The 12,327-nt window shown below is 62.8% G+C and carries 13 protein-coding genes; 6 read left to right on the forward strand and 7 right to left on the reverse strand.

Annotated elements, in window-relative coordinates; translation table 11 throughout:
• The first annotated feature begins 197 nt into the window (after positions 1-197).
• Positions 198-1,067 (forward strand): LysR substrate-binding domain-containing protein, encoded by an 870-nt coding sequence (locus tag ACMGG9_RS05735; RefSeq protein WP_033642340.1) that lies wholly within the window; start codon positions 198-200, stop codon positions 1,065-1,067.
• Here ACMGG9_RS05735 and sseA read toward each other — a convergent pair.
• A complete protein-coding gene (gene sseA / locus ACMGG9_RS05740; RefSeq protein ID WP_033652690.1) occupies positions 1,064-1,909 on the reverse strand; it encodes a 3-mercaptopyruvate sulfurtransferase in 846 nt (281 codons plus the stop codon). The two genes, ACMGG9_RS05735 and sseA, sit on opposite strands and share 4 nt — an antisense overlap.
• A 107-nt stretch (positions 1,910-2,016) precedes the next feature.
• On the opposite strand from sseA, the gene ACMGG9_RS05745 reads away from it, so the two are divergent.
• Positions 2,017-2,439 (forward strand): NUDIX hydrolase, encoded by a 423-nt coding sequence (locus ACMGG9_RS05745; RefSeq protein WP_033652679.1) that lies wholly within the window; start codon positions 2,017-2,019, stop codon positions 2,437-2,439.
• Between the two features lie 10 nt (positions 2,440-2,449).
• On the opposite strand, the gene ACMGG9_RS05750 is transcribed toward ACMGG9_RS05745, so the two are convergent.
• From ACMGG9_RS05750 to ACMGG9_RS05760, 3 genes are all read right to left on the reverse strand, one after another.
• Positions 2,450-3,115: an epimerase gene (locus ACMGG9_RS05750; protein WP_033652680.1), complete on the reverse strand. Its 666-nt coding sequence runs from the start codon at positions 3,113-3,115 to the stop codon at positions 2,450-2,452.
• A complete protein-coding gene (locus ACMGG9_RS05755; RefSeq protein WP_033652681.1) occupies positions 3,112-4,137 on the reverse strand; it encodes an AraC family transcriptional regulator in 1,026 nt (341 codons plus the stop codon). Before ACMGG9_RS05755 ends, ACMGG9_RS05750 begins: the two co-directional genes overlap by 4 nt.
• A gap of 81 nt (positions 4,138-4,218) precedes the next feature.
• On the reverse strand, positions 4,219-5,655 hold the full coding sequence (locus tag ACMGG9_RS05760; protein ID WP_089191352.1) for a PLP-dependent aminotransferase family protein: 1,437 nt from the start codon (positions 5,653-5,655) through the stop codon (positions 4,219-4,221).
• Between the two features lie 180 nt (positions 5,656-5,835).
• On the opposite strand from ACMGG9_RS05760, the gene ACMGG9_RS05765 reads away from it, so the two are divergent.
• The 3 genes from ACMGG9_RS05765 (at position 5,836) to ACMGG9_RS05775 (ending at position 8,010) form a co-directional block, all read left to right on the forward strand.
• Positions 5,836-6,018, forward strand: coding sequence for a DUF1127 domain-containing protein (locus ACMGG9_RS05765; protein ID WP_071997827.1), 183 nt, complete (start codon positions 5,836-5,838; stop codon positions 6,016-6,018).
• A gap of 9 nt (positions 6,019-6,027) precedes the next feature.
• Positions 6,028-6,651 carry a glutathione S-transferase family protein gene (locus ACMGG9_RS05770; protein ID WP_033642346.1) on the forward strand — a complete coding sequence of 208 codons (624 nt, stop codon included), beginning with the start codon at positions 6,028-6,030 and terminating at the stop codon, positions 6,649-6,651.
• Positions 6,652-6,879: 228 nt separating this feature from the next.
• Entirely contained in the window at positions 6,880-8,010 is a 1,131-nt protein-coding gene (locus ACMGG9_RS05775; protein WP_033642347.1) for a Gfo/Idh/MocA family protein, read from the forward strand.
• A 101-nt stretch (positions 8,011-8,111) separates the two neighbouring features.
• Here ACMGG9_RS05775 and ACMGG9_RS05780 read toward each other — a convergent pair whose 3' ends face one another.
• The 3 genes from ACMGG9_RS05780 to ACMGG9_RS05790 are packed head-to-tail and all read right to left on the reverse strand — an operon-like array spanning position 8,112 to position 11,243.
• Entirely contained in the window at positions 8,112-9,983 is a 1,872-nt protein-coding gene (locus ACMGG9_RS05780) for an amidohydrolase (RefSeq protein WP_033652684.1), read from the reverse strand.
• Positions 9,984-10,004: 21 nt separating this feature from the next.
• On the reverse strand, positions 10,005-10,550 hold the full coding sequence (locus ACMGG9_RS05785) for an antibiotic biosynthesis monooxygenase (protein WP_228205889.1): 546 nt from the start codon (positions 10,548-10,550) through the stop codon (positions 10,005-10,007).
• A 48-nt stretch (positions 10,551-10,598) separates the two neighbouring features.
• Positions 10,599-11,243: a hydrolase gene (locus tag ACMGG9_RS05790; RefSeq protein WP_004939390.1), complete on the reverse strand. Its 645-nt coding sequence runs from the start codon at positions 11,241-11,243 to the stop codon at positions 10,599-10,601.
• Between the two features lie 140 nt (positions 11,244-11,383).
• Here ACMGG9_RS05790 and ACMGG9_RS05795 point away from each other — a divergent pair, with 140 nt between their 5' ends.
• The gene (locus ACMGG9_RS05795; protein WP_042783950.1) at positions 11,384-12,295 is read left to right on the forward strand and encodes a LysR substrate-binding domain-containing protein; all 912 of its coding nucleotides are present in this window, start codon (positions 11,384-11,386) and stop codon (positions 12,293-12,295) included.
• The last annotated feature ends 32 nt before the right edge of the window (positions 12,296-12,327 follow it).

Genomic DNA, 12,327 nt, shown 5'->3' on the forward strand with positions numbered 1-12,327 from the left:
AGCTGTCAACCCGCAGCGCAGTGTGGTCAAAGGGAGCGGACAGAGGGGGCGGAACCGGCGGGCAGGGTAAAACGGTATTGCATCGCGAGTATAAGGATTCTCCGGAAAGACATTGACCCGGAGCGCGTGACACGCCATTTTTATCAGTAAAATCGGTATTATTTTGATTGATGGTTCAGAAAATCAGGATGGTCAGCATGGGGCGGATAACGTTCGATCTCGAGGATTTGCGCAGCTTCGTCACCGGCGTCGAGCTGGGCAGCTTCGCCAAGGCGGCTGAACGGCTGGGGCGTTCGACGTCGGCGGTCAGCGCCCACCTGAAAAAACTGGAACAGCAGGTTGGCGCGCCGATCCTGCGCAAGGCCGGGCGCGGCATGGTGATGACCGAGACGGGGGAAACTCTGCTTGGCTACGCGCGCCGTCTGCTGGAGCTTAATGACGAAGCCGCCGCCGCGGTGCGTGGGCTGGATCTGCAGGGCACGGTGCGGTTGGGGCTGCAGGAGGATTTCGGCGAGACGTTTCTGCCGCAGGTGTTGGGCAGCTTCGCGCGCGCCAATCCAAAGGTGAGGATCGAGGCGCGCATCGCGCGTAATGCCGAGCTGATCGACTGGGTGCTGAAAGGCCAGCTGGATCTGTCGCTGGCGTGGGATGGCGGTCTGAGCACGCCGTTTCATCAGGCGCTGGGGCAGCGGCAGTTGCACTGGATTGCATCGCCCGGCTTCGCGCTGGCGCCCTGGCGAGAAGGGGATGAGCCGCTGCCGTTGGTGATGTTTGACGCGCCCTGTCTGATGCGCAGCGCGGCGACGCAGGCGCTGGATCGCGCCGGCATACCCTGGCGCATCGCCTTTAGCAGCCGCAGCCTGAACGGCGTGTGGGCGGCGGTGAGCGCCGGGTTGGGCGTTACGGTGCGCACGGCGGCGGGCTTGCCGCCCGGCCTGTCGCCGCTGGCCCCCGATCTGCTGCCCGCTCTCGGCCAACTCGGCGTGGTGCTGCACCGCGCCGAGGATCAGCCTTCGGCCGCCGTGCAGCGGCTGGCGCAGATCGTGGTCGAGCGGATCGAAACTTAATCTTGGGCGATAGGCTGCTTGCCACTCAGCTGGCCCCATTCGCTCCAGGCGCCGTCATACAGCTTGACCTGCGGCGCGCCGAGCGACAGAAGGCCAAACGCCAGCACCGCCGCCGTCACGCCGGAGCCGCAGCTGGTGATGATTGGGCCGTTGATGTCCACCCCCTTGTCGCTGAAGGTTTGGCGCAGCGCCTCCAATGATTTGAAGCGGCCGTTTTCCAGCAGCTCGCCGTACGGAATGTTGATGCTGCCGGGAATATGGCCGCGATGCAGCCCGGGGCGCGGCTCTGGCGCTTCGGCATAAAAGCGCGGCGCGGCGCGCGCGTCGAGAATTTGCACCGGCGTGCCTAACGCTTGCTCCACTTGCCGCATATCCACCACCGCGTCGGCGTTGAACCGGGCGTTGAACGTCTGCGGGGCAGGCTGCGCCGGGCCGGTTTCCAACGCTTGCCCCAGCGCGGTCCAGCCGTTCAGCCCTTCGTCCAGCACATAAACGCGCTCGGCGCCGAAATTGCGGAAAGTCCACCAGCCGCGCGGTGCGGAGAACTGGTTGCCCTCGTCGTAAATCACCAGGGTATCGCGCTCGCTGATGCCCAATTGGCCCGCCGCCGCGGCGAATTCCGCCGCCGTCGGCAACATGTGCGGCAGCGCGGTGTTTTTGTCCGCCACGTCGTCGATATCAAAATAGACCGCGCCGGGGATATGGCCGCGTTCGAACTCGGCAAGCATATCTTTTTTCGGCGTCAGCCCGACCGGCGACATCCGAACGTCGATCACCACCAGATTTTCATCGTTGATATGTTGCGCAAGCCATTGGGGAGTCACCAGAAACGGAGAGTTCATCGTCATTGTTCGCCTGTTGTGAAAACGGATTTTCACTATACACCAGGCCGCGCGGGGATGAAGTATGATGTTCAGTCAAAGGCGATGGGGCCGGGAGCGGAGAAATCATGACGGACGAGGCGTTTGGCGGGGCCAAGATCGCGCTGCTGTGCGACGGTCTCTTGCTGGTTTACCAACGGGACGACAAGCCGGGCATTCCGTGGCCCGGTCAGTGGGATCTGCCCGGCGGCGGGCGGGAAAACGGCGAAACGCCGCTGCAGTGCGTGCAGCGGGAAACGCGGGAAGAGTTCGGCGTGACGATCGCCGAACACCAGGTTGTCTGGCGCCGGCGCTACGCCGGCATTTTGCCCGGCTCCCCGCCGACCTGGTTTATGGCCGGCGAGATCGCCCCGGCGCAGATCGCCGCCATTCGCTTCGGCGACGAAGGCCAGCGCTGGCGGATGATGCCGGTGGCGCAGTTTATTGAGCATCCGCAGGGCATCGAGCATCTGCGCCGCCGGGTGGCGGAGTATTGGCGGCGGCGCGGTTGATGACGGTATTTCAGCGCGTCGCCAGTTGATTGATCTGCGGCGGCTCCAGGATGCGCAAGGCCGTTTCCCGGCGCGCCACCGCCAGCATCGCCAGCCCGATTCGTTCGGTGCTGCTCACCTGCGCGGGAAACAGTCGCAATGCGCCGAGCCACAGCGGCTTGAACAGCCGATAAATCAGATCGTATGCGCGGACTTTGGAGCGAATGCCGTGCAGCGGCACAATGGCGCCGGGGCGGAACATCACCGCGTGGAACGGCAGCGCCAGCAGCGCGTTTTCGGTGGCGCCCTTGACCCTGGCCCACATGCTGCGGCCGCGTTCGCTGCTGTCGGTGCCGACGCCGGAAACGTAGAGGAAGACCATCGTCGGATTCAGCCTCGCCAGCGGGCGGGCGGCGGCCAGCGTCAGATCGTAAGTCACCGCGCGATACTCGGCTTCGCTCAGGCCGGCGGACGAAATCCCCAGGCAGAAGAAACAGGCGTCATAGCCGGCGAGCTGCGGCTCCAGCGCCGACAGATCATGCAGATCGGGCACAGAAAGCTGGCGCAGTTTGGCGTGGCTTTGCGCCACCGGGCGACGGCCGATGCTGAGCACCTCGCTGACGCGCGGATCGCGCAGGCATTCCCGCAACGCGCCCTGGCCCACCATGCCGCTGGCGCCGAAGATAATCACTTTCATGCTCTGTTCTCCCACTGGCCGGCGGTGCGCTGCATGCGCCAGCGGCTGGGCGTCAGCGCTTCCCACTGAATAAAGGCGCGGCTGAACGAATTCAGCTCTTCGAATCCCAGCACAAAGGCGATTTCCCCTGGCTCAAGATCGGTCTCCGCCAACAAGCGGCAGGCGGTGCGGTGGCGGGTTTTGTCCAACAACTGCTGGTAGCTGTAGCCGTGCCGTTGCAGACGGCGCTGCAGCGTGCGTGGGCTGAGATAGAGCTCCGCGGCCACGCTGTTGACGCTGGGGCGCTGGCCGCGCATGCTGCGGCCGAGGATCGTCATCACCTGTGTGGGCAAGTCTTGCTCGGCGCGCGCTTCGGCCAACTCGGCTTCCAGCTCCGGCAGCAGCAGCGCCAGCATGTCCTGGTCGTGGGTGATGAGCGGCTGCTGCATCAGCGCACGGTCAAATACCAGCACGTCCAGCGGCGCGTCGAATCGCACCGGGCAGCCGAAGTGGCGCAGCAGCGGTGAGTGGGGATCGCGACGGCGGGTCACTTCAAGCGCCTTGGGCTGCAGCGGTAAACCGGTGCCACGGCGGCACAGGGTGGTGATAGAGGCGAACATGGTGTCTATCAGCAATTCCGGCGTATGGTCCTCAATCATCGTCCAACGCGTATGCAGCCGAACGCTGTCGCCATCTTCCTCCAGCATCAGTTCTTCCGGGCACACCAACCGTTTGTAGCGCGCGACTTTACGCAGGGCCTCGCCCATCGTGGCGGAGTGCAGTGCGGCGACCGACGCGATATCGTAATGCTCTGGCGCGACGTCGCCGCCCAGCCGCAGACCAAAGGCGGGATCGTCGCTCAGTTGGGCGAGGGCGCGCCAGACGGCGAAGAACTGCTGGGTGGTCAACCGCACTTTTACGCGCCGCTCGCTGAGCAGCCCGGCGGGCAAGCCGGCCAACTGACCGACCCGTTCGAGATCGACGCCTTGCGCCGCGAGGCGCACCGCCAACGCGTTGGAAACCGGAATTTGATCGCTGCTCATGGTTGTTGCCTGCCAGTGGTAAGAGAAGGCATTACTCTAAAACAACCTGTCCGTGTGCCGATAATCCGATCGCGTCAAGATTTAATCCGATTGCGCCAAACTGTCGCTCGGCATCAGCGCCTGGATGGTGGCGCCGACCCGTTGTACCGCCTGTTCGATCTCCGTCGTCAGCGTCGGCGCATAGTTGATGCGCAGACAGTTGCGGTACTTGCCGGCGGCGGAAAAAATGCTGCCGACGGCGATTTGCACGCCTTGCTGTTCAAGATGGCGGTTCAGCCGCAGGGTGTCGAACGCCTCGTCCAGTTCGATCCACAGCATAAAACCGCCGCGCGGCCGGCTGACGCGGGTGCCGGCCGGGAAGTATTTCAGGATCAGATCGGTCATGCGGTCGCGGTTTTGCTGGTAGCGGGCGCGCATGCGCCGCAGGTGCTTCAGATAGTGCCCGCCGCGGATGAAGTCGGCGATCGCCAGCTGCGGCTGCGTGGCGGTGGCGCCGGAGCCGATGAACTTCATGTGCAGCACCCGCTCCAGATAACGGCCGGGCGCGATCCAGCCCACGCGCAGCCCCGGCGCCAACGTTTTGGAAAACGAGCTGCACAGCAGCACGCGGCCATCTTCGTCGAACGATTTGATGGTGCGCGGCCGCGGGTAGTGATAGGCGATGTCGCCGTAAACGTCATCCTCGATGATCGCCGCGTCGTGGCGCTGCGCCAGCGTCAGCAGCCGCTGTTTATGGGCGTCGGGCATGATGTAGCCCAGCGGGTTGTTGCAGTTGGGCGTCAGCAGGACGGCCTTGACCGGCCACTGTTCCAGCGCCATCTCCAGCGCCGCCAGGCTCACGCCGGTCAGCGGATCGGTGGGGATTTCCAGCGCTTTGATGCCCAATCCCTTCAGCGTTTGCATGGTGCCGTGGAAACAGGGGGAATCGACCGCCACGATGTCGCCGGGTTGGCAAACGGCGCGCAGCCCGGCGGAGATCGCTTCCTGACAGCCGGTGGTGATCAGCAACTGATCGGCGCCGATTTGGCAGCCGGAATCCAGCAGCAGGCGAGCGACCTGTTCGCGCAGCGCGGTCACGCCCTGGATGCTGTCGTAATACAGGCTGCGTAAGTCGCCGTGACGGGCGGCGTTGCGCAGGGCGACGATCAGCGGTTTCATCGTCGGCTCGGCGATGTCCGGCATGCCGCGCCCCAGTTGGATCAGGCCCTCGCGCGGCCGGGTGCGCACCAGTTCCAGCACCTGTTCCCATTGCGAAATGTCCACCGGCCGCTGCGTCGGTGCCGTCATGGCGGGTAGCTCGGCCTGCGTGCGCTGCGCATGCACGAAGTAGCCCGATTTCGGTCGCGCTTCCACCAGGCGCCGTTCTTCCAGCAGGCGGTAGGCTTGTTGCACCGTGCTGATGCTGACGCCGTGTTCCAGGCTCAGCGCGCGCACCGAAGGCAAGCGGTGGCCGACCGGATACAGCCCTTGCTGAATGCGTTGGCTGAGAATGGCGGCCAGCGTGGCGTAGCGTGTCATACAGATATCCCTCATCAGGAAAAGTAACTGAAAAACCGGTACAGATGCCTCAAAAGTAAACCATTCAGCGCATTTTGGCATGCAGCTGTATGAAAAAAATAGCGCTAACGTGCATCTGTATTGTTTTTTGCCCGGCGCGCATCATCACAACAAGGCGAAAACATCAGGGGGAATAATAAGATGGCTCTGTTTGATGGCATGACGCCGTGGCGACGGGTAGGCTGGTCACGCTGGCGTTGGTATTTGTTGCGTCGCAGAACGCGCAGAGAGTTACTGCTGCTGAACGACAGGCAACTGGCGGATATCGGCCTGACGCGGGCGGATGCCTGGCGAGAAGGGTATAAACCGTTCTGGAGAGAATAAGGAAAGCGGATGCTGAAATTATTGGGCAAAGCCTCATCGATCAACGTGCGTAAAGTGCTGTGGACCAGCCATGAGCTGGGGCTGACGCTGGAACGGGAAGACTGGGGCAGCGGCTTTCGCTCCACGCAGGAACCCGAGTTTTTGGCGCTCAATCCCAACGGCCTGGTGCCGGTGCTGATCGACGGCGCACGGGTGCTGTGGGAGTCGAACACCATTTGCCGCTATCTGGCGGGGCGGGAAGGGCGCCGCGATCTGCTGCCGCAGGAACCCGGCGCGCGCGCGGCGGTGGAGATGTGGATGGACTGGCAGGCCACCGATCTGAATGGCGCCTGGCGCTATGTGTTCATGTCGCGCGTACGCGGGCATGCGGATTACCAGGATGCCGCCAGCCTGGCCGCCGCCGAGCGCGAGTGGAATCGGCTGATGGGCTTGCTGGATGCGCATTTGGCGCAGCACGGCCCTTACGCCGCCGGCGCCGCCTTCACGCTGGCGGACGTGGTGCTGGGGCTGTCGCTCAACCGCTGGCTGATGACGCCGTTCGAGCGGCCGGAGTATGCGGCGCTGGCGGCCTATCAGCAGCGCCTGCTGCAACGCCCTGGCTACGTTCAGCACGGTGCCAACGGTTTACCGTAATATGAAATAAATGATTCATTTTAACTTATCCGGATACGGCAACGCCGCGTTCGGATTTTCCTTTTTGCATCATCCTGTCAACGTTTCATGAACGACATCACGAATCCGAACTTTCTTTTTCCGTGCGCTTGTTATTGAAATTTATATTCCATATAAAACCGTTATCAGCTGGCGCGTTTCACTCAGGGCGCCGGGTTTCAGGCAAGATTTCGGTCACGGGAGAGGATGATGAAACAGGTACGCGTTGGGTTAATCGGCACCGGCTATATCGGGCGTTGTCACGCTATCGCTTATGCGCAGGCCCCCACGGTATTTCCCCTTAAAGGGGATCTGGTGCTGGAGATGCTGGCGGAGGTGACGCCCGAGCTGGCGGCGCAGCGCGCGGCCGAGTTCGGCTTTGCGCGTTCGACCGGCGACTGGCGGCAGCTGGTGGCCGATCCGGCGATCGACGTGGTGGACATCTGCGCCCCCAACTTCTTGCACAAAGAGATGGCGCTGGCGGCGATCCGCCACGGCAAGCACGTGTATTCGGAAAAACCGCTGGCGCTGGATGCCGCCGACGCGGCGGAGATGGTGCAGGCCGCCCGCGCCAAGGGGGTGAAAACGCTGGTCGGTTTCAACTACATGAAAAACCCCACCAGCCAGCTGGCGCGCGAGATCATCGCCAACGGCGAAATCGGCGAGGTGGTGCATTTTTACGGCACCCACAATGAGGATTACCTGGCCGACCCGCGCACGCCGATCGACTGGCACTGCCGCCGCGCCAGCGCCGGGCTGGGCGCGTTGGGGGATCTGGCGGCGCACATCGTCAATATGGCGCACTACCTGGTGGGCGATATCGTGGCGGTCTCTGGCGATATGCAGACCGTGATCAAACAGCGGCCGGATCCGCAAGACCCGTCGCGTATGCATCCGGTGGAAAACGAAGATCAGGCCAGTGCGCTGCTGCGTTTCGCCGGCGGGGCGATGGGCACTATCGAAACGTCGCGCATCGCCTGCGGGCGCAAGATGGGGCTGACCTATGTGGTTACCGGCACCAAAGGCACGCTGAGTTATACCCAGGAACGGATGGCCGAACTGAAGCTGTATCGACACGATGAACCGGCGGAGCGGCAGGGGTTCAAGACGTTGCTGGTGGGGCCGAAGCACCCGGACTATGCGGCGTTTTGCATCAGCGCCGGGCACGGCATTGGTTTTAACGATCAGAAGACGGTGGAGATCCGCGATCTGGTCAACGGCATCGCCGCGGGCGATCGCATGTGGCCGGACTTTGAAGAGGGCTGGAAGGTGTCGTGCGTGCTGGACGCGATAGCCGCCTCCGCCGAGCAGCGGCGCTGGCTGGAGATCAACCGCGATTGAAAAGGAAATGGCGCTCTCCGCGGACAGCGCCATTAATTTATTATGTTGCTAGCTTAATGGCTTATTAAATTAATTTTATAATAAGTTATTGGCTTGATAACTTAGAACGAGAAACACGAACAGCCGAAAGCGCCCCAGAAGGCATTCTCGTCCGACACCGGGATGCTGGAGCGGCGCGCGATGTCATGCTGGTGCGCGTGCACGCCGCACGGGCCGCAGCATTGGTGCGCCTGGCTCACTACCCCGACGCGGGCCGCCGCCGACGGCGGCGCGGAGCGGTAATGGCCCGGCACCTGGGTGACCGGCGACCACTCCGGCAGCACCGGCAGCGGCGGCGGCGCCAGCGGCGAGAAGCTGCCGGCGGCGTAGACTACTTTGCCGTCCACCACCGTCATTACCGACTCGATGCCTTTGATCTGCTCTTCCGGCACGCTGAAGTAGTCCTGCGACAGCACCGCCAAATCCGCCAGTTGGCCGACCTTGATCTGGCCTTTCTTGCCCTGTTCGGTGGAGAACCAGGCGCTGCCCTGGGTCCACAGCATCAGCGCCGTTTCGCGATCCAGCCGGGCGCTGTCGTCGTACATCGCCATGCCGCCGACGGTGCGGCCGGAGACCAGCCAGTACAGCGCCGTCCACGGGTTGTAGCTGGCGACGCGGGTGGCGTCGGTGCCCAGCCCGACCGGCAGCTCGGCCGCCAACATTTTCGCTACCGGCGGCGTATGTTTGGTGGCTTCGATGCCGTAGCGGTCGGCGAAATATTCCCCCTGGAACGCCATGCGGTGCTGGACCGCAATGCCGCCGCCCAGCGCCTTGACGCGCTCGATATTGCGTTCGGTAATGGTTTCGGCGTGGTCGAACAGCCAGTGCAGGCCGTTGAACGGAATATCGCGGTTCACCTTCTCGAACACGTCCAGCATGCGGCTGATGGATTCGTCATAGGTGGCGTGCAGGCGGAACGGCCAGCGGTGCTCGACCAGATGGCGCACCACCCGCTCCAGCTCGTCTTCGGTGCCCGGTGGCAGATCCGGGCGCGGCTGCAGGAAGTCTTCGAAGTCGGCGGCGGAAAACACCAGCATCTCGCCGGCGCCGTTGTGGCGATAGAAGTCGGTGCCCTGGCCCGGCTTGAGCATGTCGGTCCACAGCTCGAAGTCTTCCAGTTCCTGCTTCGGCCGCTGGGTGAACAGGTTATAGGCGATGCGGATGGTCAGCTGCTTTTTCTCGTGCAGCTCGGCGATCACCTGATAATCCTCCGGGTAGTTCTGGAAACCGCCGCCGGCGTCGATGGCGCTGGTGAGGCCGAGGCGGTTCAGCTCACGCATAAACTGGCGGGTGGAGTTGACCTGCTGTTCCAGCGGCAGCTTCGGCCCTTTCGCCAGCGTGGCGTACAGGATCATGGCGTTGGGTTTGGCGATCAGCATGCCGGTCGGGTTGCCGTTGGCGTCGCGCTGGATCTCCCCGCCCGGCGGATTCGGCGTGTCTTTGGTGTAGCCGACCACTTTCAGCGCCGCGCGGTTGAGCAGCGCGCGATCGTATAAATGCAGAATAAATACCGGCGTGTCCGGCGCCGCCTGGTTGATTTCGTCCAGCGTCGGCATGCGGCGTTCGGCAAACTGGAACTCGGTCCAGCCGCCGACTACCCGCACCCATTGCGGGCTCGGCGTGCGCAGCGCCTGCTCTTTCAACATGCGCAGCGCGTCGGCCAGCGAAGGCACGCCTTCCCAGCGCAGCTCCAGGTTGTAGTTCAGGCCGCCGCGGATCAGGTGCAGGTGCGAGTCGTTCAGGCCCGGAATGGCGGTGTGGCCGTGCAGATCGATCACTTGGGTTTCCGGCCCGGCGTGTTGCATGACTTCGGCTTCGCTGCCGACCGCCAGAAACTTGCCGTCGCGAATGGCGACCGCCTGCGCGGTGAGGTTTTGGCGGTCAACGGTGTGAAATTTGCCGTTGGTGAGGATCAATGAAGCGTGGTGGTTCATAACATTCTCCCGGCGAACCGCCTAGCGGCGGATCAACCATTGATGAAAAACGCGAGTCACGATGGGCATCCACAGGTACACCACCAGAGCGACCACGGTGGCGTCATTGAGAAAATGGCCGAGCAGCGTGCCGTTCAATTGCGGCAGCGCCAGCCCCCAAAACCAGGGCACCAGATTGGTGGAAGGGAAGATCACCAGCAGGGTGATGATGAACTGCTTCCACTGGGGCGGTTGGCGCACGCCGGGGTTGGGCGGGGTAAACCAGAACTCCGCGCCGGGGCGGATCTCGATATGGTCATTCTCCAGCAACAGCGGAGTGACTTCTTCGATGTATTGCTTGCGCAGCGGCGAGTTGAGCCAGCGGTAGAGATTGTCGAGATTGTCGAAGCGGACCAGCACCGTATAGGCTTGTTCGCTGTCGGATGGGCGGATGACGTTGACGCCCAGATGGCCGGTGAAGCCCGCGGCGTCCGGCATGATGCGGTTCAGCCAGGCCTCATAGGCCTGCTCGTTCCCCGGCGCCAAACGGTGGGTGATCACCAGCGTGACATGCTGCGGATGGGCCATAAAACCGACTCCTGAAAATACCCCGGCGCAGGGCCGGGGCAGGGGGAATTATTTCACCGTGCGGGCCGGTGCGTGGTGCACCATGGTGTAAGCGTAGTCGACGCCCATGCCGTACGCGCCGCTGTGTTCGCGCACCAGCGCCATCACCGCGTCGTAGGTGTCTTTGCGCGCCCAGTCGCGTTGGTACTCCAGCAGCACCTGCTGCCAGGTCACCGGTACGGCGCCGGCCTGCACCATGCGATCGATCGAGCGCTCGTGCGCATCGACGGAGGTGCCGCCGGAGGTGTCGGTCACCACATACACTTCATAGCCGGCTTCCAGCGCCATCAGCGCCGGGAAGGTCAGGCACACTTCGGTCCACAGCGCGGAGATCACCAGCTTTTTGCGGCCGGTGGCTTCCACGGCTTTGACGAAGGCCGCGTCTTCCCAGGAGTTCATCGAGGTGCGTTCAATCGGGGTGATTTCAGGGTGTACCGCCAGCAGCTCCGGCCAGATATAGCCGCTGAAGCTTTCGGTTTCGACCGAGGTGAAAAGGGTAGGAACGTTGAAAATCTTGCCTGCCTTCGCCAAACCAACAACGTTGTTTTTCAGTTGCTGACGATCAATATTAGCCACGCCGAAGGCCATTTGCGGTTGATGATCGATAAAAATCAGTGCGGAGTTGTCTTTATCAAGCAGTTGAAACTTGGACATAATTTACCTTCCCAGTGATATTTCGGTTGAACATCTGATGAGTGTAACGCCGATAAAACCCATGGTAGGCAGAGGGCGATTTCAAAGATACCGCAGAATTTTTGCCGACTTGTTGAGTTTTTTTATACACGGGAGAAAACATGAGATTAAACCTGGAAGCGCTGCTGATTTTGGACGCGCTGGACCGGCACGGATCTTTCGCCGCCGCGGCCGCCGCACTGTTTAAAACCCCTTCGGCACTGAGCTATATGGTGCAAAAGCTCGAGAACGATCTCGACATCACCCTGCTCGATCGCTCCGGCCATCGGGCGAAGTTCACCGATACCGGCAAGCTGATGCTGGAAAAAGGGCGGGTGCTGCTGCGCGCGGCGCAGGATCTGGAACAGCAGGCGCGCTATGTCGAAAACGGCTGGGAAAGCGAGATCACGCTCGGGATCGACGCCTCCTTCCCGTTTGCCCGCCTGTTGCCGCTGATAGAAGAGTTCTACCGGCAGCATCACCATACCCGGCTGCGTTTCAGCCACGAGGTGCTGGCCGGCTCCTGGGAGTCGCTGGTTTACGGCTGCGCCGACATTATCATCGGCGCCATCTGCGAGCCGCCGTCGCGGGTGGGCTATGCGTTCAGCCGCCTGGGGCAGCTGGATTACGTGTTCGCCGTCGCGCCGCAGCATCCGCTGGCCGCGCTGCCGGAACCGTTGCCGAAGGATGAGATCCGTCAGCACCGGGCGGTGGTGGTGCGCGATACCTCGCGCGTCAACGCGCCGCAGAGCCTGAACCTGCTGGAAGAGCAAGACACGCTGACGGTCTTCGGCTTCGACGCCAAGCTGCAGGCGCAGTTGGCCGGGCTGGGCTGCGGCTATCTGCCGCGCGCCTTGGCGGAACCTTACCTGAACAGCGGCGAACTGGTGGCGAAACGCGTCGAATCGGAACGTTGCAGCGACATCGCCTACTTCGGCTGGCGGGAAAGCGCCAGCGGCCTGGCGGCCAAGTGGTGGCGCGAGCGGCTGCAGCGTTACGCAGATGACGGTGAGGCTTACCCAGCGGCGCAGTAAGGGCGCTCGATAAAGATTAATCCCCAATAAGG

The organism is Serratia sp. BNK-10 (assembly GCF_047456065.1).
Lineage (GTDB): Bacteria > Pseudomonadota > Gammaproteobacteria > Enterobacterales > Enterobacteriaceae > Serratia > Serratia ureilytica.